We start from the raw sequence: 22,601 nt of genomic DNA, 5'->3' as shown, positions 1-22,601 counted from the left end.
CGTGGTGTGCCGCGTTGACCCTCCCCGTGACGGCCGGTAATGTCGCCTGGCCAGCGGGTGGCGGGGGTCATCTGGCTTGAACAGCGACAAATTCAGAGGGTTCCGGTTCGCACCCGCGGACCTCGCCGAGGATGTCGAACTCGAGCTCGACCGCCGGAAGGACGTCCTGTTCGCCGCAGCCCACGCGGACGGCTGGACCCACTGGGAGGCGCTGGGCCTGCCGTGGAACGCCTCCGTGGAGGCGGCCCGCGCTGCCTACCTCGAAAAGGTGAAAGTCTTTCACCCCGACCGCTACGCAGGGCGCCGGCTCGGGAGCTACCGGGAACGGCTGGAGCGGGTGTTCCGCAGGATCACCGAGGCGCGGGACGTGCTCGCCGACGAGGACCGCCGCGCTGCCTACGCCCGGGAGACGGCGCCGCCCGAGGCGCGCGCGCAGCTCGAGGCCCGGCGCCTCGAGGACGAGCGTCGCGCGGCAGAGCGCCGGGCCCGGCTCGTCCGCCAGAACCCCATCGTCGGTCGCGCGTCGCGCGTGGGAGAGCTCGTCGCGCGGGGGAAGGAGGCGCTCGCGGAGGGCCGCCTCGCGCAGGCCGCGGCCGACCTGCAGCTCGCGCTCGGCCTCGACCCGCGCCACCTCGACGCCGTGCGCCTCGCCCCGGAGGCCCGCCGTCGCGCCGCCGCGCAGCGTGGCGGGAGGCTCGTCGACGAGGGCGCGGCGGCGGAGGCCAGCGGCCGGCCGGGCGCGGCGCTCGCGGCCTACCGGGAGGCGCTGGAGATCGATCCGGGCAACGTGCGCGCCGCCGCAGGCGGAGCGCGCGCGGCGCTCGCGGCGGGCGACGTCGCGGCGGCGCGGGCCCTCGCCGACGCCGCGGTGCGCGCCGCGCCGCGGGCCGCGATCGCCCACGAGGCGCTCGGGATGGTGCTCGACGCGCAGGGAGAGCGAAAGGAGGCCCGCCGCGCGCTGGAGCGCGCCCTTGAGCTCGAGCCCGGACGCGCGTCGGCCAGGGCGCGCCTGAAGAGCCTCCGGTGGAGCTTCCTCGGATGAGCGACCTCGATCCCGTCGTCGGCGTCGACCTCGGCACCACGAACTCGGTGGTCGCCACGGTCCAGGACGGCATCCCGCGCGTCATCCCCGGGCGCACCGGACAGCCGCTCACGCCCTCGGTCGTGGCGATCGCGAAGAACGGCAAGCGCCTCGTGGGCGCGCTCGCGAAGCGGCAGGCGATCACGAACCCCGACGGCACGGTGTTCGCCGCGAAGCGGCTCATCGGCCGCCGCTGGGGGTCGCAGGAGGTCGAGGACGCCCGCAAGGTCCTGCCTTACGCGCTCGTGGCGGGCCCGGAGGGGAACGACGTCCGCGTGGAGCTCGGCGGCCGCGCGGTCTCCATCCCGGAGATCTCGGCGCTCGTGCTCGCCGAGCTGAAGGGGGACGCGGAGGCGTTCCTGGGCCGGCCGGTGCGCCGCGCCGTCGTCACCGTCCCCGCCTACTTCAACGACGGGCAGCGCCAGGCCACGAAGGACGCGGGGCGGATCGCCGGGCTCGAGGTGCTGCGGATCGTGAACGAGCCCACGGCCGCGGCGCTCGCCTACGGGTTCGGGAAGCACGTGCAGAGCAAGGTCGTCGTGTTCGACCTCGGCGGCGGCACGTTCGACGTCTCGGTGCTCGACATCGGCAGGAGCGTCTACGACGTCGTCGCCGTCGGGGGCGACACCTACCTCGGCGGCGAGGACTTCGACCGCCGGGTCATGGACTGGCTCACCTTCGGCTTCGCGAAGGAGCACGGCGGGGTGGACCTTCGCCAGGACAAGATGGCGCTGCAGCGGGTCCGCGACGCGGCCGAGCGCGCCAAGTGCGAGCTCTCCTCCACCCAGACCGCCGCGATCCACCTGCCGTTCCTGCTCGGCGGCGGGGAGGGCAAGGGCGCCCTGCACCTCGACCGCCAGCTCTCGCGTGAGGGGCTGGAGGAGCTCACGAAGGACCTCGTCGATCGCTGCATCGCCGTCACCGATCGGACCCTGAAGGACGCCGGCGTCCGCCCGGCCCAGGTCGGCGAGGTGATCCTCGTCGGCGGGATGACCCGCATGCCGCGCGTGCAGCGCGCGGTGCGCGAGTTCTTCGGGCGCGAGCCGTGCAAGGGGGTCCACCCGGACGAGGTGGTCGCGCTCGGCGCGGCGATCCAGGCCCACGCCCTCGCGGCGCCGGCGAAGGGGGACGACGTCCTCCTCCTCGACGTCACGCCCCAGAACCTCGGCCTCCTCGTGGTGGGCGGCTACTTCCAGACGGTCATCCCGCGGAACACCACCGTCCCCACCGCGCAGACCCACCTCTTCACGACGGTGAGGGACGATCAGACCTCCGTGCGCATCGCCGTCCTCCAGGGCGAGAGCGAGCGCGCGATCGAGAACGAGCTCCTGGGCGAGTTCGTCCTCGACGGCATCCCGCCCGCCCGGCGCGGCGAGATCTCGATCGAGGTCACCTTCGAGATCAGCGCGGACGGCATCGTCGGCGTCTCGGCGAAGGACGTCGCCACCGGGCAGCGGCAGTCGATCACGGTCACCGCCACCTCCGGCCTGACCGAGGAGGAGCTGCGGCGGATCCTCGACGAGCAGCTCGACGAGCAGCTCCAGCGCAAGCAGACGACGCGCGAGATCGAGGAGCGGCGGCAGTGGATCAGCCGGATGGTGAACGAGGTCGAGGCGCTCGTCCCCGCCGCGCGCGACGCGATCGAGCGGACGCGCTTCGGGGGGGACGCGCTGAGGAAGGCCGAGGCCGTGCTCGCGCGGGCGCGGGCGGCGATGCAGGCGCGGGACGGCGACGCCCTCGCCGCGGAGGTGGAGCCCCTCGAGCGCACGCTCGCGCTCTTCCAGGGGCTCGCCGCCGGCGGGCGCACGCCCGGGGGACGGTGAGCGATGGCGACGGTGGCGGAGCTCATCGACCAGGGCGTGAAGGCCTACCTCGCCGGGCGCGTGAAGGACGCGCTGGCCGCGTTCCAGGCGGTCCTGGTCCTCGATCCGGGCAACGCGAAGGCGCGCGGGTACATCGTCCGGATCCACGCCGTGACGCCCGCCTCGACGCCGACCCCGGGCACGTTCCGGGCGGTGACGCCGGTGCCCGGTTCGCGGTACGTGACGCCGCACCCCGTCCCGGCACCGCCGCGGCCCGAGCGCGGGCAGGAGTTCGCGCCGTCGCCCTGGGACGACGGTCCGGCGGCTGCCGCGACCTACGTGCTCGAGCCGGGAGGCGGCCTGGATCTCGAGGCGGTCTCGGAGAAGTCGGGCCTGCGACCCCTCGTGCCGGAGGGCGCCCCGGGCGCCCCGGGCGGCGCGGACCGGCGCGGCGAGCCGACCGCGTGGCTCGCGGCCGCGAAGGAGCTGTTCGCGCTCGGCGACTTCTCGGGCTCGCTCGAGCTCATCGAGAAGGTCCTGCAGGTCGATCCGGACCACCCGGAGGCGCGCGCGTACCTGGCGGAGAACGAGGCGACGCTCGTCGCGATGTACGAGTCGAAGCTCGGCCCGCGCACGGGCGTGCCGCGCCTCGCCATCCGTCCGGAGGAGGTCCTCTGGCTGAACCTCGATCACCGGGCCGGCTTCCTGCTCGCGCAGGTCGACGGGACGGTGGACTTCGAGGCGCTCTTCGCCCTCTCCGGCCTGCCGCGGCTCGACACGGCCCGGATCCTCGCGCGGCTGCTCGCCGAGGGCGTGATCGCGGTCTAGGAGGCGAGCGAGCGCGCCTCCCGGCGCGACCCGCGCTGGAACGCGACGGCATTTTCTGCTACGTCGCGGGGACCATGAGCCGCATCTACAAGTCGCTCCCGCCCAAGGGAACCGCCCTCGGCATCGCCTTCAGCGGAGGCCTCGACACCCGCTGCGCCGTCGCCTGGCTGTCGGAGCAGGGCATGGCCGTCCACGCCTACACGGCCGACCTCGCGCAGCCGGACGAGGCGAACCCGGCCGACATCCCGCCCATCGCGCTGCAGCACGGCGCCGTGAAGGCGCGGCTCATCGACTGCCGCGACTCGATGGTGCGGGAGGGGCTCGCCGCCATCCAGTGCGGCGCGTTCCACCTCTCCTCGGGCGGCAAGAAGTACTTCAACACGACCCCGCTCGGCCGCGCGGTGACCACGACCGCCATCGTGCGGGCGATGCGCGAGGACGGCGTGCACGTCTTCGGCGACGGCTCGACGCACAAGGGCAACGACATCCAGCGCTTCTACCGCTACGGGATCCTGGTCGACCCCGACCTCAAGATCTACAAGCCGTGGCTCGACCAGGCGTTCGTGACCGCCTTCGGCGGCCGCAAGGAGATGAGCGAGTACCTCGAGCGCCGGAAGCTCCCCTACAAGATGGGGACGGAGAAGGCCTACTCCACCGACGCGAACGTGCTCGGCGCCACGCACGAGGCGAAGGACCTCGAGCGGCTCGACTCGGGCATGCGGATCGTGAACCCGATCATGGGCGTCGCGCACTGGAAGCCGGAGGTGGCGGTCAAGGCCGAGGAGGTCACCGTCGCCTACGAGAACGGCCAGCCGGTGGAGCTCAACGGCAAGCGCTTCGAGTCGCCCTACGAGCTGTTCCTCGAGGCGAACCGCATCGGCGGGCGCCACGGCCTGGGGATGAGCGACCAGATCGAGAACCGCGTCATCGACGCGAAGAGCCGCGGCATCTACGAGGCGCCCGGCATGGCGCTCCTCCACCTCGCCTACGAGCGGCTCCTCTCCGCGATCCACAACGAGAACACCCTCGATCTCTACTTCACGCTCGGCCGCAGGCTGGGCCGGCTGCTGTACGAGGGCAAGTGGTACGACCCCGAGGCGATGATGCTCCGGGACGCGCTCACGCGCTGGATCGCCCCGGCGGTCACCGGCTCCGTGAAGGTCGAGCTGCGCCGCGGGGACGACTGGACGATCGTCGCCACGAAGGCCGTGTACATGAGCTACGCGCCCGAGAAGCTCTCCATGGAGCGGGTGGAGGAGCCGGCGTTCACGCCGGAGGACCGCATCGGCGCGCTCGAGCTGCAGAACCTGAACGTGGGCGACAACCGCGCGCTCCTCCTGCACCACCTCGACGCGGTCCGCGCGCTCGGGGCGGCGAAGAGCGGGCCGAGCATCTCGGCGCTGCTCGGGGCCGGCGAAGACGACGAGTGACTCGAGGCGCGCCCGGCGCGCGCCGCGCGAGTCGTCACGGAGCCCCCGTCGGCCTCGCCGGCGGGGGCGTCCTGCTTTCGGGCACCGCCCGCCGCGCGCGCCGCCCTGCGCGCGCCGTGGCGGCTGCGCCGCGGGCGTGCGCCCGCTCCACCGCGCGAGCCCGAGTGCGAGGGAACCCGTGCGTCCCCTCGCCGGCGCCGCCGGCCCGCGGTACGTGGCTGCGGGGAGGTGGACCATGAAGGACTTCCATTGCCGGGACGTGGGGATGAGCTGCGACTTCGTGGCGCGCGGGAGCAACGAGCAGGAGATCCTGGATCAGGCCGGTCGTCACGCGCAGCAGGCGCACAACCTGACGGTGACGCCGGAGCTCGCGGACAAGGTGAAGGGGCTCATCCACGACGAGTCGAGCGACGCCCACCAGCGGTCGATGGCGCGGCGCTGAGCGGCAGCGCGTGACGGTGCGTGATTCGCGACCACTCGGTGTCGCGAATCACGCCGTCGCTCGAGCCGTCAATTCCGGACGATCGCCGTCCAGACGCCCTTCACCACCACGCGCCCGTGCTGGTTGCGCGTGGTCGTGGTGACCTCGACGAAGTCGAGGTTGCCGCGCTCCTGGAGGCGGGTGATCTCGCCCTCGGTCTCGAGGACGTCGCCCGGCCGCACCGGCTCGTGGAACTCGAACTCCTGCTCTCCGTGGACGAGCCGGAGGACGTTCACCGCGAGCTCCGGATCCGAGCAGGCCCGCGCGAACGGCTCGATGGCGAACGTGGTCGCGAACGTCGGGGGCGCGACGATCCCGCCGTGCGGGGACGCCTTCGCGGCCTCCTCGTCCCAGGTCCACGGGTGATGAAACCGGTCCGGCGGGCTCGGGAACGCATGGCCGGGGACGCCGCCGCCGGTGGCGGCCACGAAGTCCTTGATCTGCTCGACGCTCACCTGGAACCGGTACGGCCCGTAGCGGCGGCCGAGGTGCTTCCTGTCGACGGGCACGATCACCTCTCCTCGACGCGGCCCTCGGCCACGGCGCTCTTCAGCACGTCCTCACCCCGCTGGTTCCTCGCGGAGAGCTCCAGCTTCACCGCGCTGCCCTCGACGGCCACGCAGCGCCCCTCGATCCGGATGACGTCGCCCACCTGTACGGGCTTCGTGAAGCGGGCGCGCACGCGCACGAGCCGGGCGGGATCGTCCAGGTACCCCACGCACGCGTCGGAGAGCCACGAGAACGTGCACATGCCCTGGAGGATGACGCCGTGGTAGCCGGCGGCGCGGCCGACCTCGGGGTCGATGTGGATCGGGTTGAAGTCGCCCGACGCGCCCGCGTAGTAGACGGGACGGTAAGGATCGACCTCCCGGACGAGCTCGAAGGTGTCGCCCGCGGTGAAGTCCTGGAGGCGTTTCATCCCATCCCTGTAAGGGAGAGCGGACGGCAGCACAAGTCTCCGGCCCCGGCCGGCGCGCCTGACGCCGCGCGTCACGCGACGCTCGCCAGGGCCGAGCCGAGCCGTCGCGAGGTTCACGGCGGCGGCGCCCGGTCACCCGCGCGGATCGAGCGGGTCCTCCACCTCCGCCGCCCGGGCGGCGTCCTCGCGCCGGCGCGCGAAGGCGCCCTGCACGAAGTCCATGAGGCGGTCGAGGTAGCTCGCGATGGGCGGGCAGCGGATGCCGGTGCCCTCGAGCAGGTCGAGCAGGTTGCGCGGGTTGTAGATCGCGAGGTGGTTCACCCGCGCGAGCGCGGGGCGGTGCGGGCGGGAGAGCCGCTCGAGCACGGGGAGCTGGAGGATCGCGTCGAACGCTCGGGACGGGAAGGCGATCGAGGGGAGCCGCTTGCCCGCGCGCGCGGCGATGAGCTCGTACACGCGCCGCGTCGAGAGCGGCGCGGGGTCCACGAGGTGGACGGTCTTGCCCGCCGCGGCGGGGTTCCGGGCGATCGAGAGCGACGCCTCGACGACGAAGTCGATCGGCACGACGTTGAGCGGCGCCGAGCCGGCGCCCGGGAGCGGCAGCGGGACGGCGAGCGGCGACGCCACGAGGAGGATCGCGAGCGCGTACGGGCCCTCGAAGCGGTCGATCTCGCCGGTGCGCGAGTCGCCCACCACGATGCTCGGCCGGTAGATCGTCGCGGGAAGATCGGCCTGAGCGCGGCGCACGAGCAGCTCCGCCTCGTACTTGCTCTCCTCGTAGGCGTCGTGGAAGCGCTGGCCCAGCGCCAGCTCGTCCTCGAGGATGACGCCCTCGCGGTCGCCGGAGACGAGCGCGGTCGAGAAGTGGTTGAGCCGCGCGAGCCGGCGAGCGCGCTGCGCGAGCTCGAGGACGTTGCGGGTGCCCTCGACGTTCACGCGACGGACGTAGCGCGGATCGGCCCCGAGCCAGGAGATGGCGGCGAGGTGCCAGACGTCGGTCACCGCGCCGGCGAGCGCCTTGAACTCGGCGCCGGAGAGGCCGAGGTGCATCTGCTCGACGTCGCCCTCGACGACCTCGGTGTGCCGCGCCCCCAGCGCGGCGAGCTCGGCGCGCGCGGCGGCCGCGTGCTTCGGCTGCACGAGCAGCACGAGCCGGCCGCGGTCGGGCGCCGCCTGGGCGAGCTGGCGCACGAGGCGCTTGCCGATGAAGCCGGGGTAACCGGTGACGAGCTGGACGCGCTCGGAGGAGGGCATCGGCGGGGTCAATAACGTACGGCGGGTGCGTTGGGAAGCTTCCGCCCGAGGCCCCGCCGGAGGTCCGCGAGGAGGCGGTCCGCCTTGGGGCCGAGGTCCTCCTCGTCGGCGTTGTCCACGAGGAAGTCGGCCCGCCTGGCCTTCTCGTCGATGGGGAGCTGCGCCGCGAGGCGCGCGTCCGCCTCGGCGGGGGTGCTCCCGTCCCGCCGCACGACCCGGGCGCGCTGCACGTCGCGCGGCGCCCACACCACGACGACGCTGTCGAGCGCCGCGTCGAGGCCGACCTCGAAGAGGAGCGGCACGTCGTAGAAGGCGAGGTCGTGTCCGAGGCCGGCGAGGCGGGCGGTCTCGGCCACCATCGCCGCGCGGATGGCCGGGTGGGTGATCTCCTCGAGGCGCCGGCGCGCCTCCGGGTCCGAGAAGACGATGGCGCCGAGCGCCCGCCGGTCGAGGGCGCCCCGGGCGTCGAGCACGCCGGGCCCGAAGACGCGCGCGATCTCGGAGAGCGCCGGGGTGCCGGGCTCGACCACCGCGCGCGCGAGGGCGTCCGCGTCGATGACCGGGACGCCCCGGCTGCGCAGGGCCGCCGCGAACGTGCTCTTTCCCGTGGCGATCCCGCCGGTGAGGCCGATGACACGCACGCTAGCGCGCCGCCTGGGTCGCGCCCGGCGCGGCGGCCCCGGCGGCCGGCGCCCCGCCGGCCGAGGGGCCCGAGGCGGCCGGGCGCGCCTTGCCCTGGGAGAAGGTGAGCGCCTCGACGTTTCCGTCCTTCCCGAAGTAGACGGTCACGCCGGCGGCGGGATAGAGCCACACCTTCTGGAAGGTGTCCTCGAGGAACGTGCGCTGCGGCGGCTTCCCGTACGTCCCCTCCACGGTCTCCGCGTCGAGCTGGGCGGTGAGGAAGATCGTGATCTCCTGCACGACGCCGGCGGGATCGACGTGGAACTGCGCCTGGCGCGTCCCCGCGGGCGCGTGCTCGCCGTGGTAGGCGAGGACGGTGCGCGCGCCGCGCTTCGCCCGCGTGACCGGCTCCCCGAAGCGCTCGACCACGTCGCGCTGGGTGCTGGCGCCGGGCTGGATGCCCTGCCAAGGGCGCGCGACCGCGAGCGCCGGCACGAGGGCGACGAGGACCAGCAGAGCAGGGTGGACGGGACGCATGAGACATTATACTCCGTGCCCGTGATCGCCCCCGTCCGTCTCGCCCTCGTGTGCGCCCTCGCGCTGCCCGCCCTCGCCCTCGCCGGCGACCGCGTCGGCCCCGAGACGTGCAAGGCCTGTCACCCCGCCGCGTACGCGCGCTGGCGCGCCGGTCCGCACGCGCGCGCCCGCGAGAGCCTGCCCGAGAAGAGCCGCGAGGACCGGCGGTGCCTGTCCTGCCACGCGCCCGACGCCGCCGACGGGATCTCCGGCGTGAGCTGCGAGGCCTGCCACGGCCCCGGCGAGCTCTACGCCGCGAGCTACGTGATGCGCGATCCGGAGCTCTCCCACGCGCTCGGGCTCGTCGATCCCGGCGAGAAGACCTGCGGCGCGTGCCACACGGAGTCGACCCCGAGCCTCGAGCGCTTCGACGCGAAGCGAAAGATGCCGCTCATCGAGCACTGGGTCGACGAGAGGAAGGGGCGCTGACGTGCCGATCCAGGTCGTCTCCGCGGAGTTCGTGAAGACCGCGACGAAGCAGAAGGAGTGGCCGATGAGCGCCACGCCGGAGCTCGCGTTCGTCGGCCGCTCGAACGTCGGCAAGTCGTCGATGCTGAACGCGCTCACGCGCAAGAAGGGGCTCGCGCGCGTGTCGGCGACGCCCGGCCGCACGCGGGCGCTCCAGTTCTTCGACATCGCCTTCCGGCCCACGCCGGCCGCGCGGCCACGCCACGTGCGCTTCTGCGATCTGCCGGGGTACGGCTACGCCAAGGTGTCGCGCGACGAGCGCGATCGCTGGGCGGCGATGATCGAGGACTACCTCCGCGCCCGCGACGTGCTCCGCGCGGTGGTGCTCATCGTCGACGCGCGCCACGCTCCCTCCGAGAGCGACGTCGACGCCGCGTCGTTCCTGCGCGCCACCGGCCGGCGCGTGCTCGTGGCCGCGACGAAGATGGACAAGCTGCCGAAGACGCGGCGAAGCGCCGCGCTCCGAACGGTCGAGGAGACGCTGCAGCTCGAGCGGGGAGACGCGGTGCCGTTCTCGGCGATCGAGGGCACCGGCACCGACGCGCTCTGGGCGCGCATCGCGAGGTCCGCGTCGGACGAGGGGGCGCCGGCGCCGGCCGGGACCGGCGCGTAGCGCCCCCTCGCACCGAGCGCCCGCGGCGCTCAGTGACCTGCCGACGTCGTGGGCGGAAGCCCCGACTCCACTCCCATCTCGCGCTGGAAGTCCTGGCCCGTCCGGCCGCGGTTCTTCCAGGCCTCGCCGACGAGCTGGCGCATCTCGTCGCCCCGCTTCGGCGCGAACATGAGGCCGAGGCCGGCTCCCACGAGCACCCCCACCGCGAACAGGCCGAGGCCGGTGAAGACGTCGGTCGTCGGGCTGCGCTCCTCGAGCCCGATGCGCTTCAAGAGCGCATCCCGCTCCAGGTACTTCTTCATCAGCTTCCAGTTCATGTTCATGTCCATCGAGTCCCTCCCGCCCGCCTCGGGCGCCGCTCTTAGGCTGCGCACGGTCGTTCTCCCTCACATTCACCCCGGCGGGCGGACCTCCTGCGGCCGCGCCTCGCGCCGCCGCGCGCGGCGGATGGAAGCCCTCACGTGCGGACGGTCGTCACGACGCCTGCTGCCTCGATCGGCCGGAGCTCGGGCGGCCGCCGGGCCGCCGGCGCGAGCTCGAGGTCCACGACGATGGGCAGGTGGTCCGAGGCGCGCCGCGCCACCGGGTCGCGCACGACCGTGCTCCGGACGACGGTGAACGCCGAGTCCACGAAGACGCGATCGAGCCGCAGCAAGGGAAAGCGGGACGGGAAGGTCGGCGCCTCGTCGCCCGACGCGTGGGCGCAGTCGACGAGCTGGCGCCGGAGCCAGCGCGGGACGGCGGAGCGGTTGGAGAGCGAGTTGAAGTCTCCGACCAGGACGAGCGGGTGGGCGAGCGCCGCGTCGCGCAGGATGTCGGCCGAGAGGAGGGCCGCGACCTGGCGGCGGCGCTCCCTCCAGTGCAGGCCGAGGTGGGCTGCGAAGAAGTGGACGCGCAGGCCGGCGATCTCGACGTCCGCGCGCAGGCAGCCGCGCGGCTCGCGGCCGGGGACCGAGAGGTCGTAGGTGCGCGTCGCGTCGATGGGGTGCCGCGAGAGGATCCCGTTCCCGTAGGGATGGCCGTGGAAGCTCCGGGTGGGTCCGAAGGCGCTGTGCATGCCGGTGAGGCGCGCGAGCACCTCCGCGGCGTCCTGCGGCCCGCCCGCCGAGAGCTCGCCGCCCACCTCCTGCAGCCCGACGACGTCGGGGCGCAGCTCGTCGATGACCCGCGCGATGCGCTCGGGATCGCGCCGCCCGTCCGTCCCGCGGAGCGAGTGGACGTTCCAGCTCATCACTCTCACGACCTGAAAGCTAGGACGCCGGCCGCGAGGCCGGGGGATCAGCCGCGGCGGCGCGCCTCGAGCTCGCCCAGGATGCGCTCGAGGCGGCGCTCCTCCGGGCCGACGTCCAGCCCAGCCGCCCTCGCCCCCTCCACCACGGCCAGGCAGAACATGAACAGATCGACGTGCGCGCGGTCCGGCCGCTCGCCCGGATGCTCGAGGAGGAAGTGCGTGAGCCTCGCCTCCGCCCCGGCGAGGTCGCGCAGGCAGACGGCGGCGGGGAGCCCCTCGAGCGGTCCCGTGCTGGAGGTCACCGGCGGGAAGGCGAGCCCCGCGTCCGTGAGGGCGATCTCGGTCCCGCCATCGCGCAGCAGGGCCAGGTAGGCACGCCCGGTCGTCGCGTCCCTCCGCTCCTCGACGGCGGCGAGGGCGGCGTAGTCGAGCGGGAGCGCCTTGCCAGAGAAGACGTCGAGGAGCGACGGGCCCGTCGCGTCGAGGAGGAGGGCGAAGGGGCGCTCGCGGACGTAGCGCTCGACGAGAGCGCGCTGCGCTGCCCGGTCGGTGACGGCGGTCATGATCTCTCCGGGGCGGTCCAGCAGATCTCGACGATCGTCAGCTCCGCCTCGCCGGCGGGGCGCTGCACCACGACCGAGTCGCCCTCGCGCTTGCCGAGGAGCGCCCGGCCGAGCGGCGCGTCCACGCTGATGAGTCCGGCCGGGACGTCGAACTCGTCGGGGCCCACGAGCCGGTACGTCCGCTCGTCGCCGTCCTCCCCCTCCACCGTCACCCAGGCCCCGAAGAACGCGCGCCCGTGCGGGTGGGGCCGCGGCACGATCACCGTGAGCGCGTCCATCCGCTGGGATAGGAAGCGCAGCCGCCGGTCCAGCTCGCGCAGCTTCTTCTTGCCGTAGATGTACTCGGCGTTCTCGCTGCGATCGCCGAGGGCGGCCGCGGCCTCGACCTCCGCCACGATGCGGGGGCGGTCCACGGACCAGATGCGCTCGTGCTCGGCGGCGAGCCGGCGGAAACCTTCGGGCGTGATGTAGCGGGGCGGCTTCGACATGGCGGCGGGACAGGCTTCATTGTAACCTCCGGCGGACCGTGCGGATCAGCGACCTCCTCCGCTTCGCCCGCGAGCGCGGCGAGCCCATCTTCTCGTTCGAGTTCTTCCCGCCGAAGACGGACGACGGAGTCCGCCAGCTCTTCGAGACCGTCGAGGCGCTCCGGCCGCTCGGGCCCGCCTACGTGTCGGTGACCTACGGCGCCGGCGGGTCGACCCGGCAGCGCACGCTCGAGCTCGTGAAGCGGCTCAAGGGCGAGACCGAGGTCGAGGCGATGGCGCACGTCACCTGCGTCGGCGCCTCGCGCGAGGAGCTCGCCGGCGTCCTCGACGAGCTCGCGGACGCGGGGATCCAGAACGTCCTCGCCCTCCGCGGCGATCCCCCGCGCGGGCAGGCGAGCTTCGAGCCGCACCCGGAGGGCTTCCGCTACGCGAGCGAGCTCGTCGCCTTCATCCGCTCGCGCCCGGACCGCTGGCGCTTCTGCGTGGGCGCGGCGGCGTACCCGGAGGGCCACGTCGAGACGCGCGACCTCGCGGCCGATCTCGCGCACCTCAAGATCAAGGTGGAGGCCGGGGCCGACTTCCTCGTCACCCAGCTCTTCTTCGAGAACGCGCACTACGTCCGCTTCGTCGAGCGGGCCCGCGCGGCGGGCATCACCGTGCCGATCGTGCCGGGGATCATGCCGTTCACGAACGTGGACCAGACCGAGCGCTTCACGGCGATGTGCGGCGCGGCCATCCCCCCGCCGCTGCGCGCCGCGATGGAGGTCCGCCGCAGCGATCCGGACTCGGCGCGAGATCTCGGCGTCGCCTACGCCACCCTGCAGTGCGCCGAGCTCCTGCGCCGCGGGGCGCCCGGCATCCACTTCTACACGCTCAACCGCTCCACCTCGACCCGCGCCATCGTGGCCGCGCTGCGGGCGAGCGAGCCATGGAGAGGCTGAGCGCCCGCTGGCCGGCGCCGCGCTGCGCTCGGAGGGCCGGAGGCCCGCCCGGGCCTTGCCCGCGCCTTAGATTCCTGGAGTGAACGGCCGCTTCGCCCGCTTCGCCCTGGCGATCTCGGAGGTGGTGGGGACGCCCCGCGCGTTCCTCCTCGCGCTCGCCCTCGTGGTCGGGTGGGGGGTGACCGGGCCGCTCTTCCACTTCAGCGACAGCTGGCAGCTGGTCATCAACACCGGCACGACGGTCGTGACCTTCCTCATGGTGTTCCTCATCCAGGCGACCCAGAACCGCGAGACGCGCGCGCTGCACCTGAAGCTCGACGAGCTCATCCGCTCGCAGCGGAAGGCGAGGAACATCTTCACCGACCTCGAGCACGCGACGGACGACGAGCTCGCGGAGCTCGAGGCCGAGTTCCGGAAGGTCCGCGCGCGCGCCGAGGCGCGGCAGGCGGCGAAGAGCGCGGGCAACACGCACTGAGGCGAGCGGACGGCGCGGCCCGGCGGTGTCGCCACCCCGTGCTACGTGGAATCGCCCGCCGAGGGAGGGCGCTCGATCTCCAGCGCCGCGAGCACGCGCGCCGAGTTCACGAGCGCCACGTGCGTGAAGGCCTGGGGGAAGTTTCCGAGCAGCCCAGCGGCGGGATCGTATTCCTCCGAGAGGAGGCCGACGTCGTTGCGGAGCGAGAGGAGGCGCTCGAAGAGGGCCCGCGCCTCGCCCACCCGGCCCGTCACGGCGAGCGCGTCGACGAGCCAGAAGCTGGACGGCAGGAAGTACCCTTCTCCCGGTGGGAGCCCATCCACGTCGGCGTCGTCGCGGTACCGGCGCACGAGCCCGTCGTGGACGAGATCGCGCTCGACGGCGCGGACGGTGCCGAGGACACGCCGGTCGTGCGGCGGCAGGAACCCGACGAGCGGCAGGGTGAGCAGGCTCGCGTCCACCTCCGCGGAGCCGTAGGTCTGCGTGAACGTGCCGCGCGCCGCGTCGTATCCCCGGCGGCACACCTCCGCGTGGACGTCGTCCCGCACCCTGCGCCAACGCGCGGCGGGTCCATCGAGCCCGAACCGCTCCACGGCCCGCGCGGCGCGGTCGAACGCCACCCACGCCATCACCTTCGAGTGCGTGAAGTGGCGGCGACCGCCGCGCACCTCCCAGATGCCCTCGTCCGGCAGCTGCCAGCGGGACTCGAGCAGCTCCACGAGCGCCCGCACCACCTCCCAGCCCCGCGCAGCCGGCTCGACGCCGCTCTCCGCCGTCGCGTGCAGGGCGGAGAGCAGCTCGCCGAACACGTCGAGCTGCCGCTGGCCCGCGGCGGCGTTCCCGACGCGGACCGGCGCGGAGCGCGCATGGCCGGGCAGCCAGGGCAGGATGAGCTCGGGCAGCTGCCGCTCGCCGGCGACACCGTAGAGGACCTGGACCTGCTCCGGGGCGCCCGCCACCGCGCGCAGGAGCCAGTCTCGCCACGCGCGCGCCTCGTCCCGGTAGCCGGCGTGCAGCAGCGCGTACAGCGTGAGCGCGGCGTCCCGCACCCAGCAGTACCGGTAGTCCCAGTTCCGCTCGCCGCCGAGCCGCTCCGGAAGCGAGGTGGTCGGTGCCGCCACGATCCCGCCGGTCGGGGCATACGTGAGGGCCTTCAGCGTGACGAGCGATCGCACGACCGCGTCGCGCCAGGGCCCGGCATGCAGGACACGCCCCGACCACGCGGTCCAGTACGCGTCCGTCTCGGCCAGCAGGGCGGCCGGATCCTCCGGGTTCGGCGGGCGCTCGTGCGAAGGAAACCACGCGAGCTCGAGCTCCGCGCTCGCCCCGGCCTCCAGCGCGAACTCGGCCGTCACCGAGCCAGGGCGGACGTGAGGCTCGATGGTGCCGCGGTACGCGAGCGCGTCGGGGCCGCCCACGAGCACGAGCTGGCCGGCTGATCGCCACACCCACGGCAGGATCGCCCCGTAGCCGAACCGCGGCGCGAGCTCCATGCGCATCTCCACGCGCCCGCGGACGCCCTCCACGATCCGGAGCACCCGCGGCGGGCCCCTGCGCGGGGGCATGAAGTCGACGAGGCGCACCGTGCCGTCGGGTGTGTCGAGCTCCGTCTCGAGGACGAGCGAGCCCGGCCGATACCGTCGGCGGACTGCGTGGGCAGGGGCGAGGGGCGCGACGCGCCAGAGGCCGTGTCGCTCGTCTCCCAGCAGAGCTGCGAACACGGCGGGCGAATCGAAGCGCGGCAGGCACGCCCAGTCGATCGAGCCGTCGGATGCGACGAGGGCGGCGGAGTGGGTATCCCCGAGCAGCGCGTGTTCCGAGATCGAGGCAGGCATCATCGTCCTCCCTCGCAACGTGCGTGCCGCTCAGAGAAAGATGTGAAGGCCGATCCCGGCGAACGACACCTCCTCCGAGAAGAACTGCCCGTAGCGCCCAGCGGCGCCGCCTGCCGCCGGGCGCTCCGGGCGACGGGCCGAGCTCGACGCCCGCGCGCAGGCTCACGTCGGCTGCACGCTCGGTGGACCACGAGCAGCGCTCTGGCGCCGCGGCGACCCCTCGCGCCTGCGGCCGAGCGGCGCACGCGCGTGAGGCATTGCGCGCCGGCCGGCGCCGCGCCGGGACGTTCGCGCCGCCCCTGGGCGAGCGGGGTGGGGACCCGGTGTAAACGAATCCGACGGAGATGCCGGTCTTCCTGACACGCTGACGCCCGACGGCAACGGCCGATTGACCGCGCTGCCGCATGACGGCGCCGCCCTCACCGCTTCTCGACCGTTCGTCGCGCTCGCATCGTGCCTCGGGCCGAGCTTTGCAGGGGTCGCGAAGGGGGACACTCCATGAAGCTCCACCGCATCCGCTCCACGCTCGTCGCGCCAGGCGTGCTCGCAGACCGCGCCGTCCGGCTGCGCGTCTTCCTGACGGTCGTCTCGGTCGGCGCTGCGCTCGCGTGCCGGGAGGCCGAGCCCCCGCCGCGACTCGCTCGCGCAGTCCGCGTCGCCACCGTCGGTGCCCGACCCACCGGAACTCCGTCGCGCTTCGCGGGCGCGCTGGAGCCGGAGACACGGCTCGAGCTGAGCTTCAAGCTCGGGGGCCGCGTGGCGAGGCTTCTGGAGGTGAACGCCGACGAGGGTCGACGTGCCGTGCAGGAGGGAGACGTCGTCCGCAAGGGTGCCGTGCTCGCCACGCTCGACCCGCAGGACCTGCTCATGCAGGCGCGCGCGGCGCAGGCGTCGCTCGCGAACGTCGAGGCGCAGGAGCGCTCGGCCGAGGCGGCGCTCGCGCAGGCCGAGCTCGATGCGCGGCGCGCGCGCTACCTGCTCGAGCACCAGACCATCGCGCGTGCGGAGCTGGATCGCGCGGAGACCGCACTCCGTACGGCCCAGGGAAACCTCGCGGCGGCGCGGGCGCAGCGCCGCTCGCGCGCGGAGGAGGCCGCGCTCGCCGCCGGGAACGTCGAGGACACGCGGCTCGTGAGTCCCGTGGACGGCGTCGTCGCCCGGCGCGGCGTGAACGCCGGCGAGCGCGTCGGACCGGGGCAGCCCGTCTTCACGATCCTCCGCACCGCCGAGATGAGGACCGTCTTCGGCGTGCCCGACGGACGGGTGAACGATCTCGCGCTCGGCGATCGGGTCCCGGTGGAGGTGGACGCGCTGCCGGGGCGCCTCATCGAGGGGAGGATCACCAAGATCTCGCCGGTCCCGGATCCCGGGCTGCGCTCGTACGCGGTCGAGGTGACGATCCCCAACTCCGCGGGCGCGCTCAAGCCGGGGATGGTCGCCACCGCCCGGATCGCGCCGGACGACGCCCGCGAGGCGATCCTCGTCCCGCTCTCCGCGGTCGCGCGAGCGCCCGACGGGAAGGGCTTCGCCGCGTTCGTGCTGCGCGAGGGCGGCCGGCACGTCGCCGCGCGCCGGGTGGAGATCGGCGACCTCCACCAGGACGACGTCGCGATCGTCTCGGGGCTCTCGGGGGGCGAGCGCATCGTGGTGGACGGCGCACAGTTCCTCCACGACGGGCAGCAGGTCGAGGTCGTGCCGTGAACATGCACCCGGCCGGCGGGCGCTTCAACACGGCGCGCTTCTTCGTCGAGCACCCGCACATCGCGTGGGTGGCGCTCGTGGCGACCCTCGCGTGGGGCGCCTGGGCGTACGTCCAGATGCCGCAGCGCAAGGATCCCGAGATCCTCGTGAAGACCGCGACCGTCACCGCCGCGTGGCCCGGAGCGGAGGCCGCCGACGTCGAGCAGCTCGTTGCGCGCCCGCTCGAGCTCCTCGTCGCGCAGGTGCCGCACGTGGACGAGATCGAGTCCATCACGCGCACCGGCACGACCACGCTCTTCGTGACGCTCGAGGACGACGTCGGCAAGCAGGAGCTCGAGGAGGCCTGGAACGATCTGGAGTCGCGCCTTCAGACCCTGCGCGGGCTCCCTGCCGGCGCGCTCCGCCCGTTGCTCAACACGCACTTCGGAGACACCGCGACCGTCCTGTACTCCGTGGCGAGCCCGCCGGTGGACGAGGTGGAGGTCGACGTGCGGGCGGCATCGATCCGGAAGGCGATCGAGGCGCACCGCGCGGGGAAGCCGGACGCCGCCGGGCGCGCGGCCAAGGTCTTCGTGTTCCCGGCGGGCGTGGACGGCCGGACGGTCGCGGCGGCCGCGCGGAAGTACCTCGAGACCGGCGAGCGGATGGGGGCGATCGCGGACGGCGCGGTCCTGGGCGGCGGCGGCTTCGTCGCGATCGACTACTCGCCGCGAGGAGAGGAGCGGATCGCGGCGCTCGACGCGCACTTTCGCCAGGAGGTGATGGGGGGAGAGCTCCCGCACCCCGACATCTGGACGCCGATCCTGGTCCGCGACCCCGCCGCCGTGCGCGCACAGCTCGTGGCGTCCGCCGGCGACAAGTACAGCTATCGCGAGCTCGACGAGTTCACGACGGTCCTCCGCGACGAGCTGGCGCGCCTGCCCGCGGTGGGACGGGTCGAGCGGTACGGGGTCGTCCCGGAGAAGCTGTACCTGCTCTACTCCCAGGAGCGCCTCGCCTCGTTCGACCTCCAGCCGCAGCGAGTCGCCGCGGCGCTCCGGGGGCGGAACGTGATCCTCCCGGGCGGGAGCGTCGCCGCGGGGCGGCAGACGATCTTGCTCGAGCCCTCGGGTGCATTCGAGGACGAGCGCGACGTGCTCGACGCGCCGGTGGCCCGGACGAAGGACGGGCGGACGGTGTACGTCCGGGACGTCGCCGAGGTTCACCGTACGTACGAAACGCCGGTCTCCGACGCGAGCTGGGTCTCCTGGCGCGACGCGCGGGGCGGTTGGCATCGCACGCGCTCGCTGGCGGTCGCGGTCCAGGCGCGGAGCGGCGTGCAGGTGGCGGAGCTCGGTCACGAGCTCGACGCTCGTGTCGAGGAGCTGCGTCACCGGCTCCCGGCGGATCTGCGCGTCGTCAAGACGAGCGACCAGCCCGAGCTCGTGCGCGAGAAGATCGGGGAGTTCTCGCGAAGCCTCGTCGAGGCGGTCGCGATCGTCATCGGGGTGGCGCTCTTGTTCATGGAGCGGCGGAGCGCGCTGCTCGTCGCGGCGAGCGTCCCGCTCGCGCTCGCGATGACCTTCGGGCTCATGCAGCTCCTGGGGATCGACCTCCAGCAGGTCTCGATCGCCTCGCTCATCATCGCGCTCGGCCTCCTGGTGGACGATCCCGTGGTGGCGGCGGACGCGATCAACCGTGAGCTGGCCGCCGGCACGCCGCGGAGGCGAGCCGCGTGGCTGGGCCCGACCCGGCTGGCGAAGGCGATCCTGTTCGCCACGCTCACGAACGTCGTCGCGTTCGCCCCCCTGCTCCTCGTCGAGGGATCGATGGGCGAGTTCATCTACTCGCTCCCCGTGGTCGTCTCGCTCGCGCTCCTCTCGAGCCGGGTCGTGTCGATGACGTTCATGCCGCTCCTCGGCATGTACCTGCTGCGCGGGCAGCGCGGAGTCGAGGCGGGCGGCGCGCGGTCCGCGCGGGTCGCCGCCTGGTATCGCCGCGCGGTCGACGCGATGCTCCGTCGCAAGCGGCGCAGCCTCGTCGCCGCGGCGGTGTTCCTGGGGGTCGGGCTCGCGCCGGCGCTCCTCATCCGAACGCAATTCTTCCCGGAGGAGGACCTGGAGCGCTTCTACGTCGAGGTGCGGCTCCCGGAGGGTTCGGACGTCCGGGCGACGCACGACGTCCTCGAGCGCGCGCGCACGACGATCCTCGCGCGGGAGGGAGAGGCGCTCGAGCAGATCACCTCCTTCGTCGGCGGTGGCGAGCCGCGCTGGTGGGCGAACGTGGGCCCGGAGCCGAAGAACCCGGCCTACGGCGTGCTCATCCTCCAGGCTCGGGACCCGGCGGAGTCCCGGCCGATGCAGGGGCGGATCCAGGAGACGCTCACCCGTTCCGTGCCGGGAGCCCGGTTCGCGGTGTACCGGCTCTCGTCCGGCGCGCCTGCGGTGGTGCCGGTGGAGGTCCGCATGTCCGGCCCCGACATCCAGGTCCTTCGCCGCCTCTCCGAGGCGGCGAAGGGGATCTTCCGGACGCTCCCCGCGAGCGGCGAGGTGAGCGACGACTGGGGAGCGGAGGGCGCCCGGCTCGGCGTCGAGGTGGACGACGCGCGCGCCGGCCGCGCCGGGGTGACGCACGCGGACGTGGCGAGCTCGACCACGACCGCGCTGAGCGGGCAGGCCGTCACGCAGCTCCGCGACGGCGATCGCCTCATCGACATCGTCCTGCGGCTCACTCCGAGCGAGCGCGCCTCGACCTCGAGCGTGCGAGATCTGTACGTCTGGGGCGCCGAGGGAGGACGCGCGGTCCGGCTCGACCAGATCGCAGCCCTCGAGGAGAGCTACGAGCCGCAGAAGATCGTCCGGTACCGGCAGGAGCGGACGATCACGGTGGGCGCGAGTCCGCGCGCGGGCGTGCTCGCGTCGACGCTCCTCGGCGACGCGCGGCCCCGGCTCGAGGCGATGCCGCTGCCGCCGGGGTACCACCTCTCCTACGGAGGTGAGTACGAGCAGCAGACGGAGGCGTTCGCCGGGGTCGCCGTCGCCTTGAAGGTCTCCATCGCGCTCATCTTCCTCGTGCTCGTGTGGCAGTTCGCGAGCGTGTTCAAGCCGCTCGTCGTCTTCGGAGCGCTCCCGTTCGGGATGGTCGGTGCGGTGCTGGGGCTCTGGGCGACGCGGACGAACTTCGGGTTCATGGCGTTCCTGGGCGTCACGAGCCTCATGGGCGTCATCGTGAGCCACATCATCGTGCTGAACGACTTCATCGAGGAGGCGCGGGAGGAGGGTGTGCCCCTCCGGAAGGCCGTGGTGGACGCGGGCCTCGTCCGGCTCCGGCCGGTGCTCACCACCGTCCTCGCGACCGTAGGCGGCCTCATCCCGCTCGCGATCGAGGGCGGGCCCATGTGGCAGCAGCTCGTGTACGTCCTCGTCGCGGGGCTGCTGCTCGCGAGCTTCGTGACCCTCGGCGTCGTGCCCCTGCTGTACGTGGTGCTCGTCGAGGACCTGAAGCTCGTCGCCTGGAAGCCGACGGAGCGGGACGACGCCGCCGCGCACACGTGACGAGGCCTGAAACGCGTGGGGCACCCTTCCGCCGGCTCGCGCGGGCCCCGGTGTTCGACCGTCGGTCCGCGCCCGGCGCACCCTCGCCCCAGGCTGCGTGTGCGATTCCCGGGCTTGAGCGCTCACCCGCTCCCGGACGAGCATCGCCGCTCTTCGCCTGGGGAGTGCTCGCATGCGCCTTCGCCGCCTCGTACCCGCAGTGCTCGCCGCCGCGCTCGCCGCGTGCGCGCAGAATACGACCCCCATCGAGAAGAAGGGCTACACCGGGAAGCCGCCGCTCGGGCAGGCGATCTCCGAGGCGGAGCTGCCGCTCGAGACCTGGGCCTGGATCCCCTTCGACGACGCCGTGTGCGCCGACGGCTCCACCACGGGCCTCGCCGTGAACCGCGGGAGCGGGTCCGACCTGCTCGTGTTCTTCGACGGCGGGGGCGCCTGCTGGGACTACGCGACCTGCGCCGCCGGGACCGCGGTCGACGACCACTACGGCCCGGCTCAGTGGGACGTCGAGCTGCGGGACTACGTGCCGAGCTCGCTCACGGATCGCGCGAACCTGCCGCCCTCCCTCGCCGGCGCGACGATCGTGTTCGTGCCCTACTGCACGGGCGACGTGCACGGTGGGAGCAACGTGAAGGTGTACGGGAACGCGGTCTTCTCCGAGACCTGGAGGCACGTCGGGCACGCGAACGTGCTCGCGTACCTCGCGCGGCTCGCCCCGACGTTCCCGTCGCCCCGCAAGCTCGTCGTGGCGGGCTCCTCCGCCGGCGGCTTCGGCGCGCTGGTGAGCTACGAGGCGTTCCGCTGGTACTGGCCGGAGGCGCGAGGCTACCTCGTGGACGACTCCGGGCCCGCGCTCGTCAACAACGACGTGCCCGCGGACCTGCGCGACGCGTTCTACGGCTCCTGGCACCTCGGCGAGGCGCTCGACCCCGTCTGCGTCGAGTGCCGCTCGAACCTGTCCGCCGCGTTCAGCGAGCTCTCCTCCTCGCACGCGGGCGACCGGATCGCCTTCCTGTCTCACGTCCGCGACCCGGTCATGGCCACGTTCATGCTCTCGACCCCGGACGCGTTCGAGGCGTCGCTCCGCGAGCTCGAGGCGCTCGTCTTCGCGCCGACCGGCAACGCGCGCGTCTTCTACGACACGGACGGCGGGCAGCTCGACGCCCACATGCTCCTCACGCCCGCGACGCCGTTCGCCGGGGGCTCCTACGTCGCCTCGCACGAGGAGGGCGGGACCACGCTCGCGGCCTGGCTCGAGCTCATGGTCTCGGACGACCCGCGCTGGACGACCGTGATGCCGCCGTGACGGGCGGCGGCCGCAGAGATCGCAGCAGGCCGATCCCCACGGTGAGCGTCGCGTACACGACGAGCGCCGCGCCCGCGTAGAGCAGCGCGCGGAGCGGGGGCGCGTGGGCGAGCCCGAAGAAGCCGGCCGAGACCAGGATCGCGGCGAGAGGGGCGGCGACGCGCGCGCTCCAGGCGACGCCCGGTGAGAGCCGGACCGCGTCGAGCAGGTGCTGCAGCACGAGCGACAGCAGGACGAGCACGCCCGCGTGAGCATGGCCGGCACGGTACAGCGTGAGCTGCAGCGGGGTCAGCTCCGGGCCGGGGACGCCCGCCCCGCCGGCCGTGACGATGCCGAGCACGGCGAGGCCGCCGAACACGATGGTCGGGACGGTGACGAGGGTGGCGCCGATCATCAGCCGGGTCGCGTGTGACATCGCAGGCTCCTCCTCCGTGCGGGCGGTCGGCGGATCGCCCGGC

At 73.6% G+C, this 22,601-nt stretch carries 23 protein-coding genes; 12 read left to right on the top strand and 11 right to left on the bottom strand.

Going from position 1 to position 22,601, the window contains the following annotated elements; genetic code table 11:
- Positions 1-76: 76 nt before the first annotated feature.
- The 5 genes from MLV88_RS11640 (at position 77) to MLV88_RS11620 (ending at position 5,583) form a co-directional block, all read left to right on the top strand.
- Positions 77-1,042, top strand: a complete 966-nt coding sequence (locus MLV88_RS11640; RefSeq protein ID WP_243337543.1) for a J domain-containing protein — start codon at positions 77-79, stop codon at positions 1,040-1,042.
- Positions 1,039-2,904, top strand: coding sequence for a molecular chaperone DnaK (gene dnaK / locus MLV88_RS11635; RefSeq protein WP_243337542.1), 1,866 nt, complete (start codon positions 1,039-1,041; stop codon positions 2,902-2,904). The genes MLV88_RS11640 and dnaK overlap by 4 nt, the downstream gene beginning before the upstream one ends.
- A gap of 3 nt (positions 2,905-2,907) precedes the next feature.
- A complete protein-coding gene (locus MLV88_RS11630) occupies positions 2,908-3,711 on the top strand; it encodes a tetratricopeptide repeat protein (protein WP_243337541.1) in 804 nt (267 codons plus the stop codon).
- 74 nt (positions 3,712-3,785) lie between these two features.
- On the top strand, positions 3,786-5,141 hold the full coding sequence (argG, locus tag MLV88_RS11625; RefSeq protein ID WP_242335679.1) for an argininosuccinate synthase: 1,356 nt from the start codon (positions 3,786-3,788) through the stop codon (positions 5,139-5,141).
- Between the two features lie 235 nt (positions 5,142-5,376).
- Positions 5,377-5,583, top strand: a complete 207-nt coding sequence (locus tag MLV88_RS11620; RefSeq protein WP_242335682.1) for a DUF1059 domain-containing protein — start codon at positions 5,377-5,379, stop codon at positions 5,581-5,583.
- A 68-nt stretch (positions 5,584-5,651) separates the two neighbouring features.
- Here MLV88_RS11620 and MLV88_RS11615 read toward each other — a convergent pair whose 3' ends face one another.
- From MLV88_RS11615 to MLV88_RS11595, 5 genes are all read right to left on the bottom strand, one after another.
- Entirely contained in the window at positions 5,652-6,131 is a 480-nt protein-coding gene (locus tag MLV88_RS11615) for an FAS1-like dehydratase domain-containing protein (protein ID WP_242335685.1), read from the bottom strand.
- A gap of 2 nt (positions 6,132-6,133) precedes the next feature.
- A complete protein-coding gene (locus tag MLV88_RS11610) occupies positions 6,134-6,541 on the bottom strand; it encodes a MaoC family dehydratase (protein WP_242335688.1) in 408 nt (135 codons plus the stop codon).
- A 132-nt stretch (positions 6,542-6,673) separates the two neighbouring features.
- Positions 6,674-7,795, bottom strand: a complete 1,122-nt coding sequence (locus MLV88_RS11605; RefSeq protein ID WP_242335691.1) for an SDR family oxidoreductase — start codon at positions 7,793-7,795, stop codon at positions 6,674-6,676.
- An 8-nt stretch (positions 7,796-7,803) separates the two neighbouring features.
- Complete coding sequence (gene coaE, locus MLV88_RS11600) at positions 7,804-8,436, bottom strand: dephospho-CoA kinase (protein ID WP_242335695.1); 633 nt, start codon at positions 8,434-8,436, stop codon at positions 7,804-7,806.
- Position 8,437: 1 nt separating this feature from the next.
- The gene (locus MLV88_RS11595; protein ID WP_242335698.1) at positions 8,438-8,953 is read right to left on the bottom strand and encodes a hypothetical protein; all 516 of its coding nucleotides are present in this window, start codon (positions 8,951-8,953) and stop codon (positions 8,438-8,440) included.
- A gap of 21 nt (positions 8,954-8,974) precedes the next feature.
- Between MLV88_RS11595 and MLV88_RS11590 the strand changes: the two genes are divergently transcribed.
- Positions 8,975-9,421, top strand: coding sequence for a cytochrome c family protein (locus MLV88_RS11590; RefSeq protein WP_242335701.1), 447 nt, complete (start codon positions 8,975-8,977; stop codon positions 9,419-9,421).
- Position 9,422: 1 nt separating this feature from the next.
- Complete coding sequence (gene yihA / locus MLV88_RS11585; protein WP_242335703.1) at positions 9,423-10,073, top strand: ribosome biogenesis GTP-binding protein YihA/YsxC; 651 nt, start codon at positions 9,423-9,425, stop codon at positions 10,071-10,073.
- A 29-nt stretch (positions 10,074-10,102) separates the two neighbouring features.
- On the opposite strand, the gene MLV88_RS11580 is transcribed toward yihA, so the two are convergent.
- From MLV88_RS11580 to greB, 4 genes are all read right to left on the bottom strand, one after another.
- A complete protein-coding gene (locus tag MLV88_RS11580; protein ID WP_242335706.1) occupies positions 10,103-10,447 on the bottom strand; it encodes a YtxH domain-containing protein in 345 nt (114 codons plus the stop codon).
- An 83-nt stretch (positions 10,448-10,530) separates the two neighbouring features.
- Entirely contained in the window at positions 10,531-11,304 is a 774-nt protein-coding gene (locus tag MLV88_RS11575; RefSeq protein WP_242335709.1) for an endonuclease/exonuclease/phosphatase family protein, read from the bottom strand.
- Positions 11,305-11,351: 47 nt separating this feature from the next.
- On the bottom strand, positions 11,352-11,867 hold the full coding sequence (locus tag MLV88_RS11570; protein WP_242335712.1) for a hypothetical protein: 516 nt from the start codon (positions 11,865-11,867) through the stop codon (positions 11,352-11,354).
- Positions 11,864-12,355 (bottom strand): transcription elongation factor GreB, encoded by a 492-nt coding sequence (gene greB, locus MLV88_RS11565; RefSeq protein WP_242335715.1) that lies wholly within the window; start codon positions 12,353-12,355, stop codon positions 11,864-11,866. The genes MLV88_RS11570 and greB overlap by 4 nt, the downstream gene beginning before the upstream one ends.
- A gap of 38 nt (positions 12,356-12,393) precedes the next feature.
- Between greB and metF the strand changes: the two genes are divergently transcribed.
- Positions 12,394-13,296 carry a methylenetetrahydrofolate reductase [NAD(P)H] gene (gene metF, locus MLV88_RS11560; protein WP_242335718.1) on the top strand — a complete coding sequence of 301 codons (903 nt, stop codon included), beginning with the start codon at positions 12,394-12,396 and terminating at the stop codon, positions 13,294-13,296.
- Between the two features lie 79 nt (positions 13,297-13,375).
- The gene (locus MLV88_RS11555) at positions 13,376-13,771 is read left to right on the top strand and encodes a low affinity iron permease family protein (protein ID WP_242335721.1); all 396 of its coding nucleotides are present in this window, start codon (positions 13,376-13,378) and stop codon (positions 13,769-13,771) included.
- A 41-nt stretch (positions 13,772-13,812) separates the two neighbouring features.
- Here MLV88_RS11555 and MLV88_RS11550 read toward each other — a convergent pair whose 3' ends face one another.
- A complete protein-coding gene (locus tag MLV88_RS11550; RefSeq protein ID WP_242335724.1) occupies positions 13,813-15,606 on the bottom strand; it encodes a glycoside hydrolase family 15 protein in 1,794 nt (597 codons plus the stop codon).
- A gap of 498 nt (positions 15,607-16,104) precedes the next feature.
- On the opposite strand from MLV88_RS11550, the gene MLV88_RS11545 reads away from it, so the two are divergent.
- The 3 genes from MLV88_RS11545 to MLV88_RS11535 all read left to right on the top strand — a co-directional run bounded on the left by MLV88_RS11545 (position 16,105) and on the right by MLV88_RS11535 (position 22,143).
- Positions 16,105-17,307, top strand: coding sequence for an efflux RND transporter periplasmic adaptor subunit (locus tag MLV88_RS11545; protein WP_242335727.1), 1,203 nt, complete (start codon positions 16,105-16,107; stop codon positions 17,305-17,307).
- Positions 17,308-17,309: 2 nt separating this feature from the next.
- Positions 17,310-20,840 (top strand): efflux RND transporter permease subunit, encoded by a 3,531-nt coding sequence (locus MLV88_RS11540; protein ID WP_242335895.1) that lies wholly within the window; start codon positions 17,310-17,312, stop codon positions 20,838-20,840.
- Between the two features lie 172 nt (positions 20,841-21,012).
- A complete protein-coding gene (locus MLV88_RS11535; RefSeq protein ID WP_243337540.1) occupies positions 21,013-22,143 on the top strand; it encodes a pectin acetylesterase-family hydrolase in 1,131 nt (376 codons plus the stop codon).
- Here the strand turns inward: MLV88_RS11535 and MLV88_RS11530 are convergent.
- Positions 22,097-22,558: a hypothetical protein gene (locus tag MLV88_RS11530; protein WP_242335732.1), complete on the bottom strand. Its 462-nt coding sequence runs from the start codon at positions 22,556-22,558 to the stop codon at positions 22,097-22,099. The genes MLV88_RS11535 and MLV88_RS11530 overlap by 47 nt on opposite strands.
- Between the last annotated feature and the right edge of the window lie 43 nt (positions 22,559-22,601).

The organism is Anaeromyxobacter soli (assembly GCF_022808855.1).
Classification (GTDB): Bacteria; Myxococcota; Myxococcia; order Myxococcales; family Anaeromyxobacteraceae; genus Anaeromyxobacter; species Anaeromyxobacter soli.
Note: the sequence above shows the minus strand (reverse complement) of the source record. Positions and strands in the feature narration are given on the sequence as shown.